At 63.7% G+C, this 22,882-nt stretch carries 24 protein-coding genes and 1 pseudogene; 16 read left to right on the forward strand and 9 right to left on the reverse strand.

What is annotated here, in order from left to right; all coding sequences use genetic code 11:
- The 5 genes and pseudogenes from C100_RS0124965 to C100_RS47950 all read left to right on the forward strand — a co-directional run.
- Positions 1-448 (forward strand): annotated as a pseudogene (locus C100_RS0124965) (P-type conjugative transfer protein TrbL); the annotation flags it as partial.
- Positions 448-1,131: a conjugal transfer protein TrbF gene (gene trbF / locus C100_RS39870; RefSeq protein ID WP_024020722.1), complete on the forward strand. Its 684-nt coding sequence runs from the start codon at positions 448-450 to the stop codon at positions 1,129-1,131. The pseudogene C100_RS0124965 and the gene trbF, both read left to right, overlap by 1 nt.
- Complete coding sequence (gene trbG, locus C100_RS39875; RefSeq protein ID WP_031309844.1) at positions 1,128-2,177, forward strand: P-type conjugative transfer protein TrbG; 1,050 nt, start codon at positions 1,128-1,130, stop codon at positions 2,175-2,177. The genes trbF and trbG overlap by 4 nt, the downstream gene beginning before the upstream one ends.
- Positions 2,174-3,400 (forward strand): TrbI/VirB10 family protein, encoded by a 1,227-nt coding sequence (locus tag C100_RS39880; protein WP_024020724.1) that lies wholly within the window; start codon positions 2,174-2,176, stop codon positions 3,398-3,400. The genes trbG and C100_RS39880 overlap by 4 nt, the downstream gene beginning before the upstream one ends.
- Positions 3,397-3,621: a DUF2274 domain-containing protein gene (locus C100_RS47950; RefSeq protein ID WP_235219108.1), complete on the forward strand. Its 225-nt coding sequence runs from the start codon at positions 3,397-3,399 to the stop codon at positions 3,619-3,621. Before C100_RS39880 ends, C100_RS47950 begins: the two co-directional genes overlap by 4 nt.
- Positions 3,622-3,720: 99 nt before the next feature.
- Here C100_RS47950 and C100_RS39885 read toward each other — a convergent pair whose 3' ends face one another.
- The 5 genes from C100_RS39885 to C100_RS39905 form a co-directional block, all read right to left on the reverse strand.
- Positions 3,721-4,842, reverse strand: coding sequence for an SDR family oxidoreductase (locus tag C100_RS39885; RefSeq protein ID WP_031309845.1), 1,122 nt, complete (start codon positions 4,840-4,842; stop codon positions 3,721-3,723).
- Between the two features lie 186 nt (positions 4,843-5,028).
- Complete coding sequence (locus tag C100_RS39890; protein WP_024020726.1) at positions 5,029-5,943, reverse strand: SDR family oxidoreductase; 915 nt, start codon at positions 5,941-5,943, stop codon at positions 5,029-5,031.
- 201 nt (positions 5,944-6,144) lie between these two features.
- The gene (locus C100_RS39895) at positions 6,145-7,092 is read right to left on the reverse strand and encodes an SDR family oxidoreductase (RefSeq protein ID WP_024020727.1); all 948 of its coding nucleotides are present in this window, start codon (positions 7,090-7,092) and stop codon (positions 6,145-6,147) included.
- A gap of 261 nt (positions 7,093-7,353) precedes the next feature.
- Positions 7,354-8,145 (reverse strand): DUF2306 domain-containing protein, encoded by a 792-nt coding sequence (locus tag C100_RS39900; protein WP_235219109.1) that lies wholly within the window; start codon positions 8,143-8,145, stop codon positions 7,354-7,356.
- Positions 8,146-8,237: 92 nt separating this feature from the next.
- On the reverse strand, positions 8,238-8,711 hold the full coding sequence (locus C100_RS39905; protein WP_024020729.1) for a DUF2147 domain-containing protein: 474 nt from the start codon (positions 8,709-8,711) through the stop codon (positions 8,238-8,240).
- Positions 8,712-9,185: 474 nt separating this feature from the next.
- On the opposite strand from C100_RS39905, the gene C100_RS39910 reads away from it, so the two are divergent.
- Both C100_RS39910 and C100_RS39915 read left to right on the forward strand, forming a co-directional pair.
- The gene (locus C100_RS39910; RefSeq protein WP_235219110.1) at positions 9,186-9,566 is read left to right on the forward strand and encodes a MarR family winged helix-turn-helix transcriptional regulator; all 381 of its coding nucleotides are present in this window, start codon (positions 9,186-9,188) and stop codon (positions 9,564-9,566) included.
- Positions 9,563-10,378: an NAD-dependent epimerase/dehydratase family protein gene (locus C100_RS39915; protein ID WP_024020731.1), complete on the forward strand. Its 816-nt coding sequence runs from the start codon at positions 9,563-9,565 to the stop codon at positions 10,376-10,378. Before C100_RS39910 ends, C100_RS39915 begins: the two co-directional genes overlap by 4 nt.
- A gap of 129 nt (positions 10,379-10,507) precedes the next feature.
- On the opposite strand, the gene C100_RS39920 is transcribed toward C100_RS39915, so the two are convergent.
- Positions 10,508-11,431, reverse strand: coding sequence for an AraC family transcriptional regulator (locus tag C100_RS39920; protein ID WP_024020732.1), 924 nt, complete (start codon positions 11,429-11,431; stop codon positions 10,508-10,510).
- Positions 11,432-11,694: 263 nt separating this feature from the next.
- On the opposite strand from C100_RS39920, the gene C100_RS39925 reads away from it, so the two are divergent.
- The 8 genes from C100_RS39925 to C100_RS39960 all read left to right on the forward strand — a co-directional run bounded on the left by C100_RS39925 (position 11,695) and on the right by C100_RS39960 (position 19,152).
- Entirely contained in the window at positions 11,695-12,912 is a 1,218-nt protein-coding gene (locus C100_RS39925; RefSeq protein ID WP_442800322.1) for an MFS transporter, read from the forward strand.
- 68 nt (positions 12,913-12,980) lie between these two features.
- Positions 12,981-13,829, forward strand: coding sequence for an SDR family oxidoreductase (locus tag C100_RS39930; RefSeq protein ID WP_024020735.1), 849 nt, complete (start codon positions 12,981-12,983; stop codon positions 13,827-13,829).
- A gap of 234 nt (positions 13,830-14,063) precedes the next feature.
- Entirely contained in the window at positions 14,064-14,858 is a 795-nt protein-coding gene (locus C100_RS39935) for a MipA/OmpV family protein (RefSeq protein WP_024020736.1), read from the forward strand.
- Between the two features lie 172 nt (positions 14,859-15,030).
- Entirely contained in the window at positions 15,031-15,672 is a 642-nt protein-coding gene (locus C100_RS39940) for a DedA family protein (RefSeq protein WP_052028332.1), read from the forward strand.
- 50 nt (positions 15,673-15,722) lie between these two features.
- Positions 15,723-16,340 (forward strand): class I SAM-dependent methyltransferase, encoded by a 618-nt coding sequence (locus C100_RS39945; RefSeq protein WP_024020738.1) that lies wholly within the window; start codon positions 15,723-15,725, stop codon positions 16,338-16,340.
- An 83-nt stretch (positions 16,341-16,423) separates the two neighbouring features.
- A complete protein-coding gene (locus C100_RS39950; RefSeq protein ID WP_024020739.1) occupies positions 16,424-17,380 on the forward strand; it encodes a LysR family transcriptional regulator in 957 nt (318 codons plus the stop codon).
- Positions 17,381-17,614: 234 nt separating this feature from the next.
- Positions 17,615-18,535, forward strand: coding sequence for an SDR family NAD(P)-dependent oxidoreductase (locus C100_RS39955; protein WP_024020740.1), 921 nt, complete (start codon positions 17,615-17,617; stop codon positions 18,533-18,535).
- Positions 18,536-18,588: 53 nt separating this feature from the next.
- On the forward strand, positions 18,589-19,152 hold the full coding sequence (locus C100_RS39960) for a TetR/AcrR family transcriptional regulator (RefSeq protein ID WP_024020741.1): 564 nt from the start codon (positions 18,589-18,591) through the stop codon (positions 19,150-19,152).
- A gap of 37 nt (positions 19,153-19,189) precedes the next feature.
- Here C100_RS39960 and C100_RS39965 read toward each other — a convergent pair whose 3' ends face one another.
- Genes C100_RS39965 through C100_RS39975 form a run of 3 tightly spaced genes read right to left on the reverse strand, consistent with a single transcriptional unit; the run spans position 19,190 to position 21,706 of the window.
- Complete coding sequence (locus C100_RS39965) at positions 19,190-19,900, reverse strand: siderophore-interacting protein (protein ID WP_024020742.1); 711 nt, start codon at positions 19,898-19,900, stop codon at positions 19,190-19,192.
- On the reverse strand, positions 19,897-20,904 hold the full coding sequence (locus C100_RS39970; protein WP_024020743.1) for an amidohydrolase family protein: 1,008 nt from the start codon (positions 20,902-20,904) through the stop codon (positions 19,897-19,899). Before C100_RS39970 ends, C100_RS39965 begins: the two co-directional genes overlap by 4 nt.
- Positions 20,905-20,929: 25 nt before the next feature.
- A complete protein-coding gene (locus C100_RS39975; RefSeq protein WP_235219112.1) occupies positions 20,930-21,706 on the reverse strand; it encodes an SDR family oxidoreductase in 777 nt (258 codons plus the stop codon).
- 63 nt (positions 21,707-21,769) lie between these two features.
- Here C100_RS39975 and C100_RS39980 point away from each other — a divergent pair, with 63 nt between their 5' ends.
- Positions 21,770-22,675 carry a LysR family transcriptional regulator gene (locus C100_RS39980; protein WP_031309860.1) on the forward strand — a complete coding sequence of 302 codons (906 nt, stop codon included), beginning with the start codon at positions 21,770-21,772 and terminating at the stop codon, positions 22,673-22,675.
- The last annotated feature ends 207 nt before the right edge of the window (positions 22,676-22,882 follow it).

A 22,882-nucleotide genomic window follows, 5' to 3' on the forward strand; every position in this document is an offset into this window, starting at 1 on the left:
GGCAGCCGCGGCCCGGGGCGGCGCGGCGATGGCGGGTGGCGCATCCACGGCCTACAGCCTCGGCGCAGCCGGCCAGTCAGGCGCCAGTAGCGTCGCGTCAGGTCTCGGCGGTGTCGCCCGGGCAGGTGGCAACGCGGCTATCTCACCGCTGCGCCGCGCCGCCTCACGCGCCGCCGAAAGCATGCGCTCCAGCTTCAACTCCGGCGGCAAGGCGGCGTTCGAAACGACTGGCGGATCCTCGACGATGGGATCGGTCGGTGGCGACGCAGCCGGCGACGGCGGCGGCTCGGCCGCACCGGCACCCGCGGGCGGACCGCCCGCATGGGCACAGCGCATGCGCCATTCCCAACGCATGACCCCCGCCGTCCAGGCAACCGCCCACGCTGTGCGCTCCGGAGACGCCCATGGCGGCGGCTCTTCCGTCAATCTCTCCGAAGGCGACCGCTGATGTTCAAACGACCCTCCACCCACTATGGTAAAGCCCCCGAACCCGAGACGCCGTATCAGCGCGCCGCACAGGTCTGGGACGAGCGGATCGGCGCCTCGCGCGTACAGGCCAAGAACTGGCGGCTGATGGCCTTCGGCTCGCTGATCCTCTCCGCCGGCTTCGCCGCCGCGTTGGTCTGGCAATCGGCACGCGGCACGATCGTCCCCTGGGTGGTGCAGGTCGACCGGCTTGGCCAGGCCCAGGCCGTCGCGCCGGCTGTCGCCGACTATCGTCCGACCGATCCCCAGATTGCCTTCCACCTGGCGCGCTTTATCGAGCAGGTCCGCTCGATCCCGGCCGACGCCATCATCGTGCGGCAGAACTGGCTGCGCGCCTACGACTTCACCACCGACCGCGGCGCGGTAGCGCTGAACGACTACGCGCGGGCCAACGACCCGTTCACCAAGGTCGGCCGACAGCAGGTCGCGGTGGAAGTCTCGAGCGTCATCCGCGCGTCTCCAGATAGCTTCCGTGTCGCGTGGGTCGAGCGCCGTTACGAGAACGGCCAACTCGCCACGACCGAGCGCTGGACCGCGATCTTGACGATCGTCGAGCAGGTCCCGCGCAACGCCGATCGGCTCAGGGCGAACCCGCTCGGCATCTATGTCAACGCCATCAACTGGTCACGGGAGCTTGGTCAATGAAGCCGTCTTTCCGTAAAGCCGGAAGCCCGGCTTCACACATTTCCGCAATCCCGGCTTTGCGCCGAGGCGCATTGCCGATCCTGCTGGTGGCGACGTCCGCGCTCGCCGGCTGCGCCACCACCAATCCACCGCCGGAAATCTCCTACGACAACGCCGCTCCTGCGGTGCAGACGGTGGATCCCCCTGCGCCGGTAACAGTCGTGGAACTGCCCCGGCCCCTACCGCTGCCCGGGCAGATGAAACCGGTGGAGCGCTCCCGTCAGGCACCCGAACCGACCGATCCGACAGCGCGGGTCAACCAGGCCAATGCTGCAGCCCGCATTCAGCCGGTGCGCGATGGCTTCATCAATTCGATGCAGGTGTATCCCTTCACCCAAGGCGCGCTCTATCAGGTCTATACCGCCGTCGGGCAGATCACCGACATTGCGTTGCAGCCCGGAGAGCAGCTCGTGGGCTCCGGCCCGGTCGCCGCCGGCGACACAGTGCGCTGGATCATCGGTGATACGCAGAGCGGTTCCGGGCCAACGCTTCAGGTCCATATCCTGGTGAAGCCGACCCGGCCGGACCTGATGACGAACCTCGTCATCAACACCAACCTGCGCACCTATCACATGGAGCTGCGCTCGACCGAGCGGACCTACATGGCCTCGGTCTCCTGGCACTATCCGCAGGACCAGCTCATCGCGCTGCGCCGCCAGAACAGCCAAGCCGAGGCCGCGCAGCCGGTCGCATCCGGAGTCGACCTAGCCAACGTCAACTTCCGCTACGCAATCGACGGCGACCGTGCGCCGTGGCGGCCGCTGCGCGCCTTCGACGACGGCCGCCAGGTCTTCATCGAATTCCCGCGCGGGATCGGTCAGGGCGAGATGCCGCCGCTCTTCGTCGTCGGCCCCGAGGGCAACACCTCCGAACTGGTGAACTACCGGGTGCGCGGCCACCACATGATCGTCGATCGGCTCTTCGCCGCCGCCGAGCTGCGGTTCGGCTCCGGCGACCGCCAGAAGCGCGTGCGCATCGTGCGCACCGATGGGAGGCCGGCGTCGTGAGCGAGACGGAGCCCCGGAAAGAAGAAGAGCCGGATGACGATGCCCGGCCGCTGACCGGAGAGCCAGTCAGCCCTGCGGCCATGCGGCTGCGCGCGGAACCGCCGCGCGTCACCCGCCTGTCGCGAAAGGTGTTGACGGGCCTCGGCCTCGTCGCCAGCGTCGGAATCGGCGGCGCGCTCATCTATGCGCTTCAGACCCGCGATGACGGTCGGCCGAACGAGGAACTCTACTCCACCGAGAACCGCTCGACAGCCGATGGCATCGCCGGCTTGCCACGCGACTATAGCGGCGTGCCTCAGCTTGGCCCGCCGCTTCCCGGCGACCTCGGCCGCCCCATCCTTGGTGCACAGAACCGCGGCCAGCCCGTACCGACAGCCGGCGTCAGCACGCCCAACCCTGGTCTCAGTCCAGAAGAGCAGCGGCGCATTCAGGAGCTTGAATCGGCACGCACGGCGCGGCTGTTCGCCGCCACCGAAACCCGGACGGCGGCAGCAACCCCATCCCAGACAACGCCCGGCGTGCAACCAACGCCCGATCTCACAAGCCTGGGGCTGGCCCCTCCGCCGTCAACACCCACGGCGCAGGATCGGCAGAACGCCTTCCTCAACGCCGCGGCCGATCGGCGTACCGTCGCGCCCGATCGCGTCGCCGCGCCGGCGTCGCCCAACGTACTGCAAGCGGGCGCCGTGATTTCCGCCGCACTGATCACCGGCATCCGTTCAGATCTCCCCGGCCAGATCACCGCCCAGGTGACGGAAAATATCTACGATAGCCCGACGGGTCGCATCCTCCTCGTGCCCCAAGGCACACGCGTCATCGGCCAGTACGACAATAACGTCCAGTTCGGGCAGAGCCGCGTCCTCCTGGTCTGGAATCGACTGATCTTCCCGAACGGCCGCAGCATTGTGCTGGAGCGCCAGCCGGGCGCCGATGCCGAGGGATATGCCGGCTTGCAGGACGGCGTCGATTATCACTGGTGGGATCTCGCCAAGGCGGCAGGGCTCTCGACGCTGCTCAGCGTCGGAGCCGAACTCGCGGCCGACGACGATGACCGTCTGATTCAGGCGATCCGCAACGGGGGCCAGGACACCATCGATGACGCCGGCCAGCAGATCGTCCGACACCAACTCAACGTTGCGCCAACGCTGACAATCCGGCCGGGTTTCCCTGTCAGGGTCATCGTCACGCGGGATTTGGTGCTCGAACCCTATGGAGGATCGTGAAGGTGAAGCTGAAACTCGGACCAATCGCCGATGAGAGGCCGGTGAAAGTCACACTGGAACTGCCTGCGGCGCTGCATCGCGATCTTGTCGCTTACGCCGAAATTCTGGCCAGCGAAACGGGCCAGCCCGTCACCGATCCAATTCGTCTGGTTGTCCCGATGTTAGAGCGGTTTATTGCAACCGACCGTGGATTCTCCAGCATTCGACGGCGGTCAACTTGAGAGCCAGACTGTGCATTGAGACGCACAGCCTAGGGCTATTCACAGGGGCACAAGATCAACGCGCACAGTGGATTGCGCATCGAGCGAGAACTTTGTGCATCAGCCCATTCGCCCGAATGTCACGTCGCCAAGTTGCTCAAGTGTGGTCCACAGCCTCGCCGCAACTTGCTGGTCGTCGGCTTTTTCAGGAATCCCGGCCCAGCCGGGTAAGCCGCCCAGCCCCATCACCCCGTTAGGGCCGTAATATCCGCCAGCCGACGCTTGCGGCGACGTTGCCGCGTACAGGGTCGGCAAGGCGCCCTGGGCTGCCGTCTGGAACATGAACGGCATGTATCTGTGATTGCGCCCTTCGAGGCTGTCCGGGCCAGGACCGTCCGGGACAAGGTTCGTGCGGGCGATACCGGGATGGGCAGCTATCGACGAGATACCCCAGCCTTCCGCCACGCTGCGCCGCTGCATCTCGAAGCCAACCAAGAGGTTGGCGAGCTTGGAGTTGTCGTAAGCCGCCCCATAGTCGTAGTCCTGAACCAGTTGCAGGTCGGCAAAGTTGATAGCACCCATGAACGAGCGGCTGCTGGAAACCCAGACGACGCGTGGGGACTGGCCTTCGCGCAGCAGCGGCAGCAGCCGGGCAGTCAACGCAAAATGACCGAGCGTGTTCGTGGCAAAAACCCGCTCAAATCCGTTTGCGCTCACTTCGCGACTTTTCCGCCCCATGACGCCGGCATTGTTGACGAGAATATCCAGACTTCCCCGGGACGCGCGCATCCGCTCCGCAAAGCCGGCGACCGAAGCGAGGTCTGAAAGATCGAGCGTCTCGAAGCGGATCGCAGCACCGGTAACGATGCTCCTTATGTGTCTGACCGCTTCCTCGCCCCGTTCCTGCTTCCGGGATGCGATGGTTACGTCCGCCCCGGCGCGAGCGAGTTCAAGGGCGTCATAAAAGCCCAGTCCGCTGCGGTCGCCCACGGGATAACCATTGCCGCCGGTGACCAGTGCCGAGCGCCCTCGCAGCGAGGGGATGTCGGCCGCCGTCCAATCGGGGATCCTCGGCAGTCCCTGCTGACGCGGGGAAACGGGTGGCCTGTTCGCCCAGACGGCGACGCCGCCGCCCACGGCCGCAACAGCAAGGCCTGCCGCGCCGTATCGAACAAATGAACGGCGCGACAACCCCGATGCTTTGGCTTTGCCAGGCCCGTTCCCTCCGCGCGTGTATGTCATTTAAGGAATCCTTTTGAATAATGGAATTTTGGATGGTTAGGCGATGTCAGTGTTTGCAAAGGGTCAGTGGCGATGCACTCGTTTGCGATCGGCATGAACGGGAGTATCCGGTCGATCGTCACCGGCTTTAGCTCAACCGTGTCACTTGCCTTCCCGATGTAAAACAGTACCCAACACCTGGACGGTTTACGCGAACGTCACGTTCGTCAGTTCCTGAGACGCATCCCAGAGGCGCGCCGCCACTGAGGCATCGAGCGCTTGCATGGGAGGCTTCTCTTCGGTCGGATAGCCACGCGTCCCGCCCAACCTGTCAGGTCCGTAGTAGGCGCCGTCGCGCGCTGCAGGCGCGGTCGCCGCATACAGCGTGGGTAATGCGCCCTGCCACGCAGGCTGGAACAGGAACGGCAGGAAGCGGCGCGCCATCCCGGGCGCGCTCGTCTGTCCGGCTCCGTTCGGGAGCAGATCGGTGCGCGAGATACCGGGGTGGGCCGCCAGGCTCTCGACGCCCCATCCGGCCTCCTTGCTGCGCCGGCTCAATTCGAATGCGAACATGATGCAGGCGAGCTTCGATTGGCTGTAAACCGGCATCGGCTTGTAGTCGCGCTCAGCTTGCAAGTCGTCGAAGTTGATCGCTCCTTGGCGTGCCGCGACGCTGCCGAGGGTCACGACGCGTGGGTTCTGCCCTTTCTTCAGGAGCGGCATCAGATGCGCCGTGAGCGCAAAATGACCGAGATAGTTGGTTCCGAACTGCAACTCGAAGCCGTCTTTAGTCTCGCGACGCGCCGGCGGCGTCATGACACCGGCATTGTTGATCAGAAGATCGAGGCTGGCTTGTTCCCGCGCGAGTTGCGCGGCGAATTCGGCGATCGAGGCGAGGTTGGCAAGATCCACCTCCCCAAACCGCACTTGTCCGCCAGGGATAGCTTGCTTGATCGCGGCCACGGCCTCAGCGCCCTTTCGCGCGTTGCGCCCGGCGATCACGACACTTGAACCGGCTCGCACCAAGGCCAACGCGTCCTCGTAGCCCAATCCTCCAGTGCCGGTGACGACCGCCGTACGGCCGTGTTGCGGTGGAATGTTGCTTGTCGTCCATTTGGTCATTGTGAAGTCTACGCCTTCTCAAAAGTTCAGCGAGACTTCGGGTGAGGATTGTCTCAACGCGCCCGCTTTTTTACCTCCCTCAATAGAACGGCTGCGGCACCAAACCTCCATGCCTGATTTGGCAAAAAACATGCCTATTCCTACATCCATTTGGCTGTCGAGGAATATCCAAAGAAAGTAGATGCCGACTTGCCGAGGCCATTAGGTTGGCGCGGTCAAGGCTTGCGGGCGTCCTACACGTATGTCCACGTTGGTCAGTTCCAGCGAAGTCTCCCAGAGGCGAGCCGCGACGGCTGTGTCCAGCGCTTGGCGAGGAGGTTTCTCCTGGATCGGATGGCCTCGCGTCCCGCCAAGCCGGTCAGGCCCGTAGTAAGCGCCGCTCCGCGCCGCCGGTTCTGTCGCCGCAAAGAGCGCGGGCAATGCGCCCTGCCATGCGGGCTGATAGAGAAACCATAGATAGCGTCGCGCGAACCCCGGTAGGCTCGACCAGCCCGGCCCGTTCGGTATCAGGTCGGTGCGTGAGATGCCGGGATGCGCCGCCACGCTCTGCACGCCCCATCCGGTCGCCTCGCTGCGTCGGTTCAGTTCAAAGGCGAACATGATGCAGGCCAGCTTCGACTGGCTGTAAACCTGCATCGGCTTGTAACCGCCCTCGGCCTGAAGGTCGTCGAAGTTAATCGCTCCCCACCGCGCCGCCACGCTGCCCACAGTCACGACGCGTGGCTTTTGCCCCCTCTTCAGGAGCGGCAGCAGATGCGCGGTGAGAGCGAAATGGCCGAGATAGTTCGTGCCCAGTTGTAGCTCGAAGCCATCGCTGGTCTCGCGACGCTCCGGCGTTCTCATAACACCCGCGTTGTTGATCAAGAGTTCGAGGCCATCTTGCTCCTGTGCGAGCTGCGCGGCGAATTCAGCGATCGAAGCAAGGTTCGCAAGGTCCAGCTTGCCGAACCGGACCTGCGCGCCAGAGACGGCATTTCTGATCGCCGCGACGGCATCAGCGCCCTTCTGGGGATTGCGTCCGGCGATCACAACGTTAGCGCCGGCGCGCGCCAAGGCCAGCGCCGTCTCGAAACCCAGCCCTCCGGTGCCGGTGACGACTGCCGAACGGCCGTGTTGTGGTGGAATGTTATTTGTCGTCCATTTGGTCATCAATCATCCTTGCCTTTTCGACCGCTCGGCGGAGATCTTGAGCTTTGATGGTCTCTACGCACCCGCTTTTTTGTCCTCTTCGGAAGGATGCCCGAGGCGCGGCAACCGTCCATGCCAGAACCAGTAAAAAGCGTGCCTGATCCTACATTTGTGCGGCTTGCACCGGCCCCGGGAGGGCAAACAACGGCAGATGTTCTGATGGTGCTCAGGTTCGCACGGTAACAGGATCATCTGGCATGGCAGTACCGCTTGGCGGATGGCCTACAGTGCCGCTTCCGTGATGCCGCTGATCATTCTTGGGCCCCAACTGCGCGCGGTGAAGCTCCAGGTCGCGAAGATTATGAAGGCGGTTGCTGCCAGGAGCACCGTTGCTGCCGCAAAGCCGGCAACCGCTCCGCGATCCCGCCGGCGCGCCCGAATGAAGAGTTCAGCAACGATGAGATTGGGGACGTAGAAGAAGAACATCATGATCGCGTCGAACCAGCCGGTAAAGCCGCTCGCCGTTCCAATGCCACCGGAGGCCAAGAACCAGGCGCCATATTCCATCCGGTACAGCCAGGAGCCGACCGTCAGCGCAAACAGCCTGATCGCCCAGGCACGATGCTCGTCGTAATTGCCAGCCCGGGCGCGGGCGTAGGCCATGGCGGCGCAGAGCACCATCAACGCGCCGTAGATGCCGAAGCCCACATCCATCAGCGGGCCACCGATCGTGCCTTTTCCCAATATGAAGCCAAGCCCACCCAGACCAGCTAACCCGGCCGAAATAACGTAGATTCGGCCCAGCCAGCGATGGAGGCCCGGCACATTGCGGCGCACGCTCCCGATCAACTGAACAGGTCCGAGCAACAGGAGCACGCCCCCGGCCATGAAGTGTGCGCCGATGGCTGCCGTAGAAAGCAATGCACTCCCTCCGTATAAATCGGGAAGAGACTCGTTCCATCGCTCGGCGGCTCCGCCTAACGCGACGCCGCCGAAGAATGCGAGGATGTAGGTGGCGAAGATGGCACCGCTGATCCAGCTCGCGGCCACGAGCAGCCGAGCGCTCCAGCGCAAGGCTGCAGCATGAGTGCTGCCAGTTGGCCCGGTCGGTTCACGATCAACGATCGATGAACTGTCCGCTATAGGGATTGTCTTAAATCCTGCACTCATTGTGCGCGGCGAAGCACCATGGTCCGACCGAGTATGGCGGTGCCCATATATGCGCGAAGTTCCAGTTTTCCGCTCACCAGCGTTGCTCGAGCGGAGTGGGTCTGACCAGTTGCACCGCTGTAGAAATTACCGCCTTCCCACCGACCGTCAGCGGCATCCCATTTGAGGTTGGTCACGAGAACGGCTCGCTCCAGGGAGCGGCTTCTAAGGTTCGGGTCCGGATTGAGTGTATCCTTCTTGAAGGTCTTGCCGTCGGCCTCCATCAGAAGCTTTCCGTAGAGGACCCGGGCGGCATAGGTTTCGCCGGCGTCGAACACCTCAAGCTTAAGATTGCCGTCATCGGATTCCCAGACGCCGACAATCTGATCCGGCGAAGATGCCTGTGCGAAAGCCTCTCCAACCGGGAGACCTGTCATTCCCGCCGTGAGCGCTGCGGCCAGCAAAGGCCCTGTTAGCGATTTGAGCATCATGTGTTTCCTTATCGATGAATTGGCGCGTGTGTGGGAGCGGCGCGGAAGATTTCGCGCGCCGGCCGAAACTTCATGCCTGCGGAGCGATCCGCCGTTCACCTCGGAAAGCGCGATGTGGAACCGAGCCCAACCGCTCCCCGAGGCAATGCGCCGTGAAGCTACCCGCCGGCTTCACGACGGCGAATACCGATTACCGCGAATTTCCTGCCTGATCCTCCAGCTGAATTGAGGTAAGTCCTGGCCAGTGAATTCTTACCCAAATCTTGACGGGATAGGATTCGAGGACCGGCACCCAAGCCATCTGAAAACGCGCTCGAGCGAAGCGGACCCCCTTGACACTCGCTAGGTACCTTACATATTTGCTAGGTAGCTAGCGAGATTGGAGACGCAGCGATGGTTGAGAGGCGGAAAAGCGAGGATCGCGACCTCATCGGAGCCTGGGCAAAGCGGTGCTATTTCGCTGGCCGGGCAGTCATGGATTCCGTCCTGCGTCCTTATGATCTCGGCTCCGTGCAGTGGTACGTGCTCTACCAGCTCGCGACTGTCGGGCCGACCATGCAGCGTGATCTCGTGCGGTTGCTCGCGATCGAACGGGCGACAATGACCGGCATCGTCGCAACGCTCGTGCGCAAGGGTCTCGTCGAGCAAGAGGCCGACCGTGTCGATCAGCGCCAGAAGCTCCTGCGCATTACCGCCGCCGGCGCGACGCTTTGGGGCGAGTTGCCCGATCTCTCTTTCATCCGCTCGGTCGCCTTCGACGGCATCGACGATGCCGAAATCGCGGTCGCAGTCCGGGTTCTACAAACCGCGACGGAGCGCCTCGAGAACCTTCTTCAGAAAGGAACAACCGCATGACAATCCTGGTGACCGGTGCAACGGGGCTCGTCGGAGCCCGACTTCTTCCACGCCTTGTCGAGGCAGGAACGAATTGCCGCGCGCTTATGCGCGGCGGCAAGGCGGCGCCTGACGGCGTGAGCGCGGTGGAAGCGGACCTTCTCGATCCGGATTCGCTGATAAGGGTGGTGGACGGCGTGTCTACGATCATCCATCTCGCCGCGGTTTTTCGAACGCCCGACACCGATCTGATTTGGAGGAGCAACCTCGAGGGCGCGCGCAACCTCATAGCTGCGGCGAAGGCAAATGCGCCCGAGGCGCGCTTCATCCTGGCAAGTACGTCCAATGTCTATAACGCGGACAGCCCGCGGCCTGGCCGCGAGGACGATGCAGCTGACCCGCAACAGGCCTATCCGGCCAGCAAGCTCGCTGCCGAGAACACGTTGCGCGAAAGCGGGCTGAACTGGTCGATCCAAAGGTTCGGCTTCGTTTATGGCGAACAGGACGGACATCTAGAAGAGTTGCCCCGACTGGTCGCCAATTTCAAAATGCATCCCGCCCAAAGAATGAGCATGGTGCATCATCGCGACATCGCAACCGCCATGAGCCTGGCCCTGACCGGCGCGATGGATGGACGCATCGTCAACATCGCCGATGAGGCACCGACCTCGATCTACGAGCTTGTCACGCTGGCCGGCGGAGCAATGGAACCGTCTTCAGTGCCGCTCGACAATCCCTGGCACCTTCACATGGATGTCTCGCTTGCGCGCAGTCTTGGATTTCAGCCGGTCGTGAAAACCGTCTACCAGGCCGCGCAGGAAAACCTGATGTAATGGGCGCTGGCCGGCGACTGGGAGCCTGGGGGATACTTCCCCGTCTGCGCCAGTCATGGCAATTCTGTTCGCAGATCAGGAAAGCGGCTCCGGGCGCGCCGGCGCGGAGCCGCCTCCCGCAACACGCGCTTAGGCAGTTCGCGCCTTGCGGCTGGCGTACTGGCTGTACATGCGCTGATGGTTCAGCGCGTCCTGCTTTGGCGCGACGCCGAACATCCGGGAATATTCGCGGCTGAACTGCGAAGGACTTTCGTAGCCGACCTTGTAGGCGGCCTCCTCGACGCTTGCAGCGTCCGCCACCATCAGCCGCCGCGACTCGAGCAGGCGCAACTGCTTCTGGAACTGGAGCGGCGTCACCGAGGTGAGCTGCTTGAAGTGCTGATGGAACGATGACGGGCTCATGCGCGCCACCTCGGCCATTTGCTCCACACGCAGCGTCTGGGCGAAATTGGCGCGCAGAAAATAGATCGCTTTCGCGACCCGCATGAAATTCGATTCCGGCACGGCCAGACTGCAGAGTTCGGCCCCGTGCGGGCCGCTCAGAAGCCAGTAGCAGATCTCGCGCATGATCGACGGATAGAGGATCGGGATCGCCTTCGGCGTCTGCGACATCCGGATCAGGCGCAGCACGCATTCCGCCAGCGGTTCGTCGACCTTGCCGACGAACACGCATGGACCCGGCGCAGCAGGTGGGAGGGGCGGCGTCTCCAACTGTTCCAGCACCTCGCGTAGCATCGTCACGTCGAGATCGATGGTGACGCCGATATAGGGCGACTGCTCGGTCGCCTCGACGACCCGCCCGCTGGCCGGCATTTCCATGCTGACGACCAGACACTCCATGTCGCCGTAGCGGAGTGTCTCGTCGCCGAAGAGGATTTCCTTTGCTCCTTGGGCCACGACGCAGAGCGACGGTCGGTATATCTGCCGCATCGGCATCCGCTGCTGGTAGGAACGGATGATATTGACGCTCTCGATCTGCGTCGGAAACAGCCCTTCACCGCCGCCCTGACTTTCGATGTAAGCGGTGATCCCGCCCAGAAGCGATGACGACACGCGAGCCTCCACTGGGTATCGAGGCCAGCGCAGCACTCGCCCTTCAGCCGGCAGTCTATCGCGGCTTGTAGGAATAGGCAAGTTTCTTGAGATATCCGGCATTCTGGTCATTGGTGACTTCCTCTAGCTTGGTGATGCCAGTCACAGCCAGGGACGCTCCAAACATGACAGAAACCGCCGCGTCGTCAATAGATCAGCAGAATAGACTGCCCATTGTATCGAAGGCGAGCGGCGATGAACACGTTCATGGATGGCGCGTCCCGGTGTTGTTCATTTCACTTTTTCTAGTAAGCGCCACTTCCCAGATCGACCGGATGCTTCCGTTTGTCCTGGCAGAGTCGATCAAGGAAGACCTCGATCTGAGTGATACCGAGGTGGGTCTGCTTACCGGCATCGCCTTTGCGGTCTGCTACACGCTGCTGTCGATGCCACTCGCCCGCATCGCCGATCGCGGATCGCCCCGCTTCGTCCTCGTTTTGTGCATCCTGCTGTGGAGCGCGATGACATTGCTCGGCGGCATGGCGATGAGTTTCCTGTTTCTCGCCTTCACCCGCTTCGGCGTCGCCTTTGGCGAGGCCGGGGGCACGCCCTCCAGCCATGCGATCATCGCCCGCAAGATCCCGCCCGAACGCCGCGGTCTGGCGATCGGCATCTTCTCAATGGGCATTCCGCTCGGCACCATGGTGGGCTTCGCCGTCGGCGGCGCGATCGGCGACACGCTGGGCTGGCGGACAGCACTGGTCGGTGCCGGCGCTATGAGCGCGCTGATCGGTCTGCTGGCCCTCGTCGTCATCGGCCCGACCCCGCCGCTCAAACGTTCGATCGCCAATAGCGAGCCCTTCCTGAAGGCGAGCCTGCGATTGCTTTCGTCCCCGCCATTCCGCTGGCTGTTCATCGGCTCGGTCACACTCGGCTTCGCCGCAGCACCTTTCTACGCCTTCGCGGTTCCCTTCCTGATCCGCACGCATGGTTATAGCGCCAGCGAGGCCGGACTGGCGTTCGGACTGCTGCAGGGCGCAATGGGAATTTGCGGAACCCTGATCGGCGGGCGACTGTTCGACCGCGCCGTGCGCTCCGGTACCGGCCGCGTTCTCGGTCCGCCCGCCATCCTCTTCATGGTCGCGAGCATGACGACCGCTGCGGCGCTGTTCGCACCGGTCGGGTGGCTCTCCATCCTGCTCTTCGTGCCCGGCATGCTGTCCTTCGCCTTTCTGCTGCCCTGGTGCTTCGGCGCTGCACACCTGGTGGCCGGCAAGGGCAGGGAAGCGATGGCGACGAGCCTCGCGATGATCGGCTCCGGGCTTCTGGGGCCAGCGCTTGGTCCTCTCATCGTCGGCATGATCAGCGATGGAGCGACAGCCGCCGAGATTTCGAATGGCTTGGGGCTCGGTCTGCTCATCGTGCCCATCGCAAGCGTCCTGACCAGCGTCGCCATGATGATCGCAAACCAGCGCATCGCCGCCTGGCTCGGGCGGCAGTAACGGCCGAACGCGAACCTATGGCCGCACCAACAGGCTTTCGCGAAATTTTGAGAAAGAGAGACTTTCCAGTGTCCGATACCGATAACGCCCGCCGCACCTTCCTGGCGCTCACCGCCGCCGCGCCCGCAGCCCTCGCCCTCGGGGGTGTGGCCTCGGCACAGACCTCCGAGATTGGTACCGGCGCATTGCCTGGCACTGGGCGGGCCGCCATCGTCACAGGCTCGTCGCGCGGCATCGGCGCCGCGACCGCCAAGCGCCTGGCGCGCGACGGTTATGCGGTGACGGTGAACTATTTCACCAACCGCGATCTGGCCGCTCAGGTCGTGCGCGATATCGAGGTAGCCGGCGGCCGCGCCATCTTCCGCCAGGCAGATGTCGCCGATCCGGCGGCGGTCAAGGCCCTGTTCGACGCCAATGACGAGGCCTTCGGCGGCGTCGATGTGGTGATCAGCAACGCCGGGATCATGAACGTCGCACCCTTCGCCCAGTTCACAGACGAAGCCTTCGACCGGATGATCGCCACCAATGTGAAGGGCAGCTTCAACGTGCTGCGGGAGGCGGCGCGGCGCACCCGCGACGGCGGTCGCATCATCACGCTCTCTTCGACCTCGATCCGCGCGCGTCGGCCGACCCATGGCGGCTACGCCGCGACCAAGGCCGCCCAGGAGATCTACGCCGGCTGCCTCGCCAAGGAACTCGCCGGCCGCCGCATCTCCGTCAACGCGCTCGCGCCCGGGCCGACCAACACGTCGCTGCTCGACGTGCCGCCCCCGCAGCGTGCCCAGGCCGCGCAGATGACGCCCTATGGCCGCATCGGTGAGCCGGAGGATATCGCCAACGCCATTGCCGGGCTGTGCTCTGGCGACAGCGAATGGATCAACGGGCAGCTCGTGTTCGCCAATGGCGGCTTCTTCTGAGGCGATCGCGATCCGCAAGACATCACACCCGTGGGGCGGACGAAGCCAGCCATCGCTGCTTCGATCGCCTCGAACTGAACCCGGATCGCGGATAGCCGGCCCACTCCCGCCGATCCGATCGGAGGTCGCCGCGCCCCCATTTCACCGGCGGCCTTCCCCCCCCCCCCGAAGGCGCACCGCGAACAAGGCGGGCGCCTTCGGGGACCCCACCTCCCTGCAGAAGGAGTTTCGATAATGCGTGTAGTCCGTCCCATCCTGCTCGTCGGTGGCGCAGCCTTGTCATCCACCAGCGCCAACGCCCAGGCAGCGCCGCCCGACAACGGCCCCCACGGCGTCGTCGCGGTCGGCGCGGGCGTGGTTCCCGAATATGACGGGGCCGAGGATCTCCGCGCGATCCCCTTCGTGCAGGCGGACGTCCACTGGGGCGACATCAATCTGGAAATCCGCGGGCTTCGGGCGCGGGTCGACCTCGCGTCCGATCCGCGCCTTTCGATCGGACCCGTCATCGGCGCGCGCCTGCCAAGAAGCGACGTGGACGGCGCGGTTGGGTTGTTGCCGGACATCGACACGGCGATCGAGGCGGGCGGATTCATCGGCTATCGTTTCGGCGGCGACGAGAGCGGCGAGGGCGCACTGGCGATGGAGCTTTCCATCGTCCACGATGTCTCGGGCGTCCATGACGGGCTCCTCGCGACGGCGAGCGCCAGCTACGCTGCGGTTCGTCGCGACGATTTCTTCCTGTCGCTCGACGCGCAAACGACCTGGGTGAACCAGGACTATGCGCGCACCTATTTCGGCGTCACCTCGGCTGACTCCGCTGCCAGCGGTCTGGCCGCCTACAGCCCGGGGTCCGGCATCAAGGATGTCGGTGTCGGCGTTACGGCCGGATACTGGTTCAGCGAGCGCTTCGGCGTCACGGGAAGGATCGGAGCAAACTACCTCGTCGGCGATATCGCCGACAGCCCCGTCACCGAAGATGGACGCCGCTGGCAACCGAGCGGCGGCCTCTCGATCGCCTACCGGTTCTAGGGCGTCGCATGTCCGGTGCACCACGCCCTGCGCTCCAGGCAACCGTGGCCGTCAGTCCGATAGCGGGCGTCTTCATCGTGTCGCTCCTCCGTTGCTCCGCGCGACGGAGGCGGTAGCGCCATCCATGCCCGGCGAACGCAACCGCTCGCCTCAACTAAAGGAGGATATGCCTATGGATTTTGACCCAGTAGGAGCAGTCATGGCGTGGATTGGCGCCTATGGGCTCGTTGGTCTGTTCGCCGTTGCCCTGGCCGAGCGCTTCGTGCCGGTGATCCCATCCTACGGGCTGCTACTCGCGGTCGGGATCGGCGCGGCAGACGGGGACTGGCCGCTGCCGGCTGCCTTTCTTTCGACGGCTGCTGGCAGCATGTTCGGCTGCGCCGCCTGCTTCTACGCTGTCCGGAGGCTGGGCGACGCGCGATCGACGCGCCTCCTTAACAGAGCTGGCCGACTTTTCGGGATGTCCGTCGATCGCGTTGAGCGCGGAATCGCTTCCGTTCACCGGAGCCAGATCGCACTGGCCTTTGCACTCCAGCTCGTGCCGACAGTAAGGCTCGTCGCTCCGGCCTTCGCCGCCCTTTCGCGTGGGAACTCCCGCAGTGTCCTGACGGCTTCGGCGGCCGGCATTGCGGTCTGGAATGGCCTTTTCATCGGCATTGGATTTTACGCTTCGCACTCGATCGAGTCGGCGAACTCGACGGTCCTCGCCCTGACTGCTCTCGGCTGCTTGCTAATTGCGGAGGTATTCGTGTTCTGGATCGTGCGACGGGTTGGCGCCCACCGCAAAGCGGGGACCGTGCCATGCAAGATCTGACACCTCGCAGATGCGCGCGATCAGCCGCGTCGTCACCCCAACGCCAGCGTATGGCGGAAGCGTTCGGCTTCTTCCAGGCGTGGCTCAAGAACCCCCTGCGCGTCGCCGCAATCGCGCCATCGTCGAGATCGCTTGCCAACCTTATCACCTCCAAAATCTCCCACAACACCGGGCCGGTGATCGAGCTGGGCCCGGGAACCGGAGCGTTCACGCGCGCCCTGATCGCCCGGGGTGTCACACAGGAAGATCTCGCGCTGATTGAATTCGGATCCGAGTTCGCCGCCGCGCTTCATTTCCATTATCCGCGTGCGCGCACGCTCTGGATGGACGCCGCCCGCCTGCGGACGGTCGACCTCTTCGACGGGAGATCGGCCGGCGCCGTCGTCAGCGGGCTGCCGCTGCTATCGATGCCGCCACGCAAGGTAATCGCCATCCTGACCGGCGCGTTCCGCAAGATGGAGCCGGACGGCGCATTCTATCAGTTTACCTATGGCCCTCGTTGCCCCGTGCCGCAGCGGCTGCTGGATCATCTTGGGCTCGAGGCGGAACGGATCGGCGGCACGCTCGCCAACCTGCCTCCTGCCGCGGTCTACCGGATCAGGCGCAGGCATCCTGTCCCTTCCCACATCGTCCGCTTTTCGTCGCGGCAGCATGTGCCCGTCGAGTAAGATGACGGAGGCGCGATACACCCAATATCAATACGGCAGCGCCGCAAGGCAGGGCAGAAGGAGTTCTGCTGGATGGGCAACGCATGCCTGACCTTACCCTCGACCTACGCTTCCTACGCTATGCGATCGTTACCGCGGAATACGGCAGTTTTCGACGCGCCGCTCTGGTGTTGGGCGTGCCGCAATCCACGGTCAGCCGTCGGGTGCAACTACTTGAGCACCGCCTTGGAGCGCGCATTTTTGAACGGCACCACGGTGGAGTACGTCTCACCGCCGGGGGCGAGCACTTCCTCAAGGAAGCCGCGGCGATGGCCCGTGGCGTTCAGCGAGCAGCGGATGAAATGGCAGCCGCCCGCAAAGGAGAGGCGGGAAGCCTGAAGATAGGATTATTTACGTCGATATCCAGCGGGTTCCTCAGCGAGTTACTTGCCGAGTTCCGGGTCAAATATCCCGCGATCAAACTTATCTTGGACGAAGACACTGCCGAGGCCAATATTGCTGGCGCCATTTCCGGTCGGCTTGATCTGGCTTTCGTCTCAGGAGATCCCCGGGCGCCTAACTGCATTTCCAAAACGTTCTGGCAGGAGAGGATTTACGTCGTGATGTCTTCCGATCATCCTTTGGCCGATCAGCCAACAGTTTGCTGGGATGACATCCGCCACGAGGATTTCATTGTCAGCGCCGGCGGCCCCGGCCCTGAAATCCAGGACTTTCTCATCAAGCAGCTTTGGGCGATCGGTTTCCGGCCGAGCATCGTCGTGCATGGAGTGGGGCGAGAAAACCTGATGGGCTTGGTTGCCAAGCGATCTGGGCTTTCATTGACAACCGAATCCAGCCTTGGAGCGATCTACACCGGTGTGACCTTCCGGCCACTCGCTGAGGTATCGGACACCGTTATAATGTCCGGCATCTGGAGTTCGAGCAATGAGAACCCGGCACTTAAGCGCGCTATCGAGCTTTGCGTCCGGATTGCCGATGATCGGCGTCGTACGGCGCGCTCCAGGCCAAATGTAGGGTCCGGAATCATAAACAATGGCTGACGGTCGCCGCGATGCAGCCGACCGCGCGGAAATAGATGTCGAGGCGGTTGTGGCGCGTGGCGACGCGTCGGACATGCGCTCGATCGCATTTGGTCGCGGTAGAGGACCTGTGAGAAGCATCTGTTAAGTGCCGGTTGGCCTTAGGCGAGATGCCGGGCATCGTGCCACTCTCGTCGTGCGCTCGCATCGACACGGACCCATAGGTTGACAACCTCAACCTCGATTAGCATTAGGTTGACGTTGTCAACGACCGGTACCAGCATTCTCATTACTGGCGGCCATGGCGGCATCGGTTTCGAATGCGTCAAGGAGCTTGCGGCAAAAGGTTTCGATATCGTCCTCGCTGGCCGCGACCCTTCACGCCTCGAAGAGGCGGCGTCTGCCTTGCGCTCGAGATCCAGCGTGCAAGCGACGGTGCTCACCATGGATGTGTCGTCGCTGAGATCGGTGCGCGAGGCCGCCGCACAGTGCCGTCAGATGATCGATAGCCGGCCGATCAGTCGGCTGCAGGCGATCCTGTGCAACGCAGGCGCGACGCTCCGCGGCGCGCCGACCTATACCGACGACGGCTACGAGCGGACCTTCGCTGCCAACTACTTTGGCCACTTCTTACTGGTGCAGCTTCTGCTCGACGGCCTCGAAGACGATGGCCGAGTCGTGTTCACCGCAAGCGGCACTCACGATCCCGGTACCACGGACGGCAGGTTTATCGGCAGCGCGGTGAAGCCGGATGCGATCGCCCTTGCGAAGACGGATTGGAAGGGAACGAGCCGCTGCCCGGCGGCAAGCGCTACACCACTTCGAAACTCCGCGTGGTGCTGCACGCTTACGAGCTCGGCCGGCGGCTCAGCGCAGCCGGCATCGGCATTTCCTCTATCGCATATGATCCGGGGGCGATCGGCAGCAACCGGTTTGCTCAGGGATGTGCCAAGGCCTGCGCGGGCGCTGATCAGCTCCCGGCCGGTCCGCTGGCTGATGAAACGAGTGGGCCTGACCCTGGGCGATCTGGTTCAGTCCGGCAGGGCGCTCGCGCACCTCGCAACCTCGGGCGATGTCCTTTCTGGACGCTATTTCCAATGGAAGGATGGTGCCGTCCGTGAAAGGCGGTCGGCCGAGATGAGCTATGACCGTGCCTTGGCCGATGCGTTGTGGTGAGACATCAAAGCGCTCGTGCGGCTGACCCCTGAGGACGAGCCCGAAAGACTTAGATGACCACCCGGGACAAGCTGGTTGAGGCCGCAGCGAAATTGCTCGACGCAGGGGGCGAGCAGGCCGTCACTCTACTGGGCGTCGGCCATACGGCCGGCGTCTCGCACAATGCCCCGTACAAACACTTCAAGAACCGTGACGCCCTGCTCGCGGCTGTCGCCACCTCGGACCTCGATATCCTGACTACGAAATTTGTCGAGATACGCGTCTCGGCATCATCGCCCGGCGACAAGCTGTTGGCCGCCATCGGCGCTCTTATCGCGTTTTGCCTCGAGCGGCCCTCGCGATACCGGCTCGTCTTCGGCGCGCCGACGCTCGTACGGGAACATCCCGAGCTGCAGGTGCAGAGCACGGCCTGCCTGTCTGAGATCGTGCTCATGGTAGATGAATGCAAAAGCGCAAACGCGCTTCCCGACGCACCGACCAGGAGCCTTGCTAGTCTGCTGCTGGCCGCGATGCATGGCCGGGTGCTGCTGGAAGCCCAAGGCCAACTGCGGCCGGAAAAGGGGTTGCTGAGCATCGAGGAAAATATGGCTTTGATGGTCAGCCTGCTAGCGCCCTGAACGCCGTGGTGCGCAAGGATGAACGCCCCTACCTCAGTCAATCCATTCCGATTTTACCTGACGCCCAGTATGCCTTTGTCACAATGCGGTCGGAGGGGAATCGGTGGCGCTTTAGCGCTAGGAGAAGGCGCTGAACGGTTGCGGCCTTGCCAGTGAGCAAGAACGACATATCGCAGGCCACCAGCTCCGCCACCGCGGCTTCCATCGCGGCGAGATGCGTATCGCCCGTCGTTCTTGTGAACAGTCTGGCGTCGTGAAGTCTCAGTTCTGCAATGGGTAACCTGGCTGCCTCGACGTCTGCCACTTCGAAGAAGCACCGTAGGTCGCGAGCGTCACGGGACAATGCCACCGCGAGCGCGATCGATGTCTCGTCGCCGAAAAGAGCGATCGGCCCCGCCTTGATCTTCTTGCTGATCGAGGTCCGCGGACCGAGGAAATCACATGTGGCCCCTGCCTTCGCGCTGCGTAGCCAATCACTGCCTGGTCCTGCACCATGCGCATAGCCAATGATGGAGGTGCGGCCGTTGAGCGTATCCCAATTGATCGGGGTGTAGGTTCGCGTATCAAATATCGAACCCATCGCGATCTGTATCTTCTGGCCCGGCGCCCAGGGCGCGCCCCGAAGCGCTACGCCTTCAAGCGTCATCCGCACCAGATCGCGCGTCATCCAATCGACCGCGACGATGGTAGCCCGCGTGGCGAGCGTGCGCGTAAGCGCGTCGTTGAAGATGCCTGTCGAACCGGTCATCGGCCAATGCCGCCGCGCTGGGTCGCACCGCTGCCGCCAGTCAGCCGAAGCCAGTTGCCATGGGCGAATGCGGCCTTGTCGGTTTCGCCCAGGCCGCAGCCCGCCAGGAATCGCCGCGCATCACCGCCCGGGCGATATTGATAGGGAAAGTCTGTCGAAAACAGCAACCGGTCTGTTCCGACGACCGCCGCTGCTCTCGCAAGATAGTCGGGCGAAAACATGCCGCTGGCGGTGACATACAAGTTGCGGCGCAAGTATGTCGCGATCGGGTGATCGAGCCCCGAGAAGCGGTCCAATGTCGCCAGACGCTCGGCATAGAACAGCACGACCTCGCCCCAATGGCCGAGGATCACTTGCAAGCCGGGCAGGCGATCGAACATGCCGCTCAGCACCAGGCGCAGGAACTGGATGCCCGCATCGAAATGCCAGCCGAGGCCAAACATGGCGAATACGGCGTCGACCTCGGCCGAGAAGCCGGAATAATAAGCGGATCGCACCTCCGCGGCGGGTGTGCGGGGGTGAAGCAGGACGGGGACGCCCAGTGCCGCCGCGCTTTCGAATATGGGGCGAAGATCTGGGTGGTCGAGATTGCGACTTCCGACCCGGCCACACAGGATGGTCCCCTTGAATCCAAGAATTTGAACGCAGCGCTCCAGTTCCAGCGCGGCCACCTCCGGCGTCGCTACCGGAAGCGTCGCCAATGCCTGCAAGCGATCGGGCCACCGCGCAATCGTCTCCGCCACGGCGTCGTTGGCGCGTCGGGCAAGGTCGATGCCTACCGGCCCCAGCTCGTGCAGCGCCGGAGTCGTCAGCGAGAGAACCTGAACGTCGAGCCTGGTCTCATTCATCAGGCCGATGCGCGCGTCGGCAAGATCCAGCAGGCGTCGCTCGAGCTCGCCCGAGTGGATGGAAACGCACGGGTCTCTCGAGCCCAGACCGATCGCATCCCAGGCATCGCGCACCTCCGCCGTCAGATAATGTTCCTCGACGCCGACCAGCTTCATGCGTCTCTTCCCGTCTCTCGCCCGATCACCACGGCTCGGTCTCGCCGAACCGGTCGATGAAGCGCAGCCCCGGCGTGCCCTGTTGCGCGAGAAGCGTTTCGACCAGCGTGGGGATTGTCTCCTCGATGCTGAACGGCGCGTTCGGTCCGCCCAGGGCGGTACGGATCCAGCCGGGCGCCATCAGCACCATCGCACGCGGATCATTGGCCTGGCGGGCTGCATAGCTTCGCATGGACTGATTGAGTGCGGCTTTGCTGCCGCGATAGACCTCGAAGCCGCCATTGGTGTTGTTGGCTATGCTGCCCTGACCGGACGACATAACCCCGATCAGGCCATCTGCGGTTACCAGATCCTGAAACCCCTCGACGGCGCGCATCACGCCGAGCGTGTTGGTCAGCATCACGCGCACGAACTCGTCGGTGGAAGCCTCGGCGATCGGAGCGGTTGCGTCGCGATTGGCCGTGCCGGCGTTGACGAACAGGATATCGAACGCACGGGCTGAAAGTCGCCCGTGCAGCGCGGAGATTTGCTCGGGCTCGGTGATGTCGAGCGGCTCGATCGTGACCTGATCGGGATAGGCCTCGCCGAGCGCGTGCAGATCGGTCCGGCCGCTTTCGCGGACCGTGCCGACGACGTGCCAGCCCTTCTTGACGAATTCGATCGCCATCGCCTGTCCGAGCCCGCGCGAGGCGCCGACGAGCAGGATCGTCTTCGGCGGCTCATTCGAAGTACTATTCATAAGACTGCCCTTTCGTCGTTGCCGCCCGATTATCCGCACCGCGTCGGGATGCGCCAGACGCATCGGATGCAAACTATCATTGCACCACACGCTATACATGACGCGAGGGTGCGGTATGATGCTGCTATGACCGCTATCGACCTCAACCTGCTTACGGCGCTGGATGTGCTGCTGACGGAGCGCAGCGTGACGTCCGCCGCCAGACGTCTCGGCCTCAGCCCTTCCGCAACGAGCCGGACACTGGCCCGACTGCGATCGGCGATGGGCGACCCGTTGTTGGTGCAGGCTGGGCGCGCTCTCGTGCCCACTTCTTATGCCGAGCAGCTCGCCGCCCGCGTTCATGTCCTCGCCCGCGAGGCGCGGGCGGTGCTGACGCCGGCCATTGAGACTCTGGACCTAGCTTCACTGGACCGGACCTTCACGATCCGCGCCAACGAAGGCTTCATAGCGCTGTTCGCCGCAGCGCTGGTCACGGCTATCGCGCGCGAGGCGCCCGGTGTGCGCCTTCGCTTTGCGCCTAAGCCCGACAAGGATGCGACCCCTTTGCGGGAGGGAGTAATCGACGTCGAAGTCGGCACGACGGGCGTCTCCGCGCCCGAAGTCCGCAGCCTGCTGATCTTTCGCGATCGCTTCATCGGCGTGGCCCGCCTTGGACACCCCTTGCTCAACGGGGCGATGACCCCGCAGCGCTACGCCGCTTGTGGGCACGTCGTCGCATCGCGTCGAGGCGCATTAGCCGGACCGGTGGATGACGCGCTTCAGGAAGTGGGCTTGAGCCGCAGGATCGTCGCAGTTGTACCAGGCTTCGTCGATGCGCTGACGATCGCGCGCCAGTCGGACCTGATCGCGCTCGTGCCGCGCTCCTGCCTTCGCAACGGGGAAGTAGCGGCGCAAGGCCTTGAAGGGTTCGACCTTCCTGTGCCTACGCCGGAACTGGCGATCAGCGTGATGTGGCACCCCCGCCTAGATGCAGACCCTGCCCATCGATGGTTCCGTCAGAAGCTCGCCGCGATCTGTCACGCAACATCTTGAAACAGGCAAGATGCAAGCGGCGATACCAAGAGCGCGAACAGAGGCACGCTCTCGTACAGCCGCGCGAAGCGTCGCGGCACCGCGCCTGATTGGCCCGCAGGCAGTCAGTCACGGACCTGCTATTGAGCCATTTCGATAACGCCAATCTGGGCGGATGGCCTGATAAGGCTGGCGGCTCGGCAACCAATCCAATCGGCTTCCCGGACG

This window comes from Sphingobium sp. C100 (assembly GCF_000508185.1).
GTDB lineage: Bacteria > Pseudomonadota > Alphaproteobacteria > Sphingomonadales > Sphingomonadaceae > Sphingobium.

Coding starts and splice junctions, on each gene's coding strand:
- C100_RS39965 (WP_024020742.1), bottom strand. CDS start 19,900: ATGACCGGTTCGACAGGCATCTTCAACGACGCGCTTACGCGCACGCTC.
- C100_RS39960 (WP_024020741.1), top strand. CDS start 18,589: ATGACCACCCGGGACAAGCTGGTTGAGGCCGCAGCGAAATTGCTCGAC.
- C100_RS39895 (WP_024020727.1), bottom strand. CDS start 7,092: ATGACCAAATGGACGACAAATAACATTCCACCACAACACGGCCGTTCG.
- C100_RS39950 (WP_024020739.1), top strand. CDS start 16,424: ATGCCTGACCTTACCCTCGACCTACGCTTCCTACGCTATGCGATCGTT.
- C100_RS39885 (WP_031309845.1), bottom strand. CDS start 4,842: ATGACATACACGCGCGGAGGGAACGGGCCTGGCAAAGCCAAAGCATCG.
- C100_RS39890 (WP_024020726.1), bottom strand. CDS start 5,943: ATGACCAAATGGACGACAAGCAACATTCCACCGCAACACGGCCGTACG.
- C100_RS39980 (WP_031309860.1), top strand. CDS start 21,770: ATGACCGCTATCGACCTCAACCTGCTTACGGCGCTGGATGTGCTGCTG.
- C100_RS39940 (WP_052028332.1), top strand. CDS start 15,031: ATGGATTTTGACCCAGTAGGAGCAGTCATGGCGTGGATTGGCGCCTAT.
- C100_RS39975 (WP_235219112.1), bottom strand. CDS start 21,706: ATGCGTCTGGCGCATCCCGACGCGGTGCGGATAATCGGGCGGCAACGA.
- trbF (WP_024020722.1), top strand. CDS start 448: ATGTTCAAACGACCCTCCACCCACTATGGTAAAGCCCCCGAACCCGAG.
- trbG (WP_031309844.1), top strand. CDS start 1,128: ATGAAGCCGTCTTTCCGTAAAGCCGGAAGCCCGGCTTCACACATTTCC.
- C100_RS39945 (WP_024020738.1), top strand. CDS start 15,723: ATGGCGGAAGCGTTCGGCTTCTTCCAGGCGTGGCTCAAGAACCCCCTG.
- C100_RS39970 (WP_024020743.1), bottom strand. CDS start 20,904: ATGAAGCTGGTCGGCGTCGAGGAACATTATCTGACGGCGGAGGTGCGC.
- C100_RS39935 (WP_024020736.1), top strand. CDS start 14,064: ATGCGTGTAGTCCGTCCCATCCTGCTCGTCGGTGGCGCAGCCTTGTCA.
- C100_RS39915 (WP_024020731.1), top strand. CDS start 9,563: ATGACAATCCTGGTGACCGGTGCAACGGGGCTCGTCGGAGCCCGACTT.
- C100_RS39905 (WP_024020729.1), bottom strand. CDS start 8,711: ATGATGCTCAAATCGCTAACAGGGCCTTTGCTGGCCGCAGCGCTCACG.
- C100_RS39910 (WP_235219110.1), top strand. CDS start 9,186: ATGGATTCCGTCCTGCGTCCTTATGATCTCGGCTCCGTGCAGTGGTAC.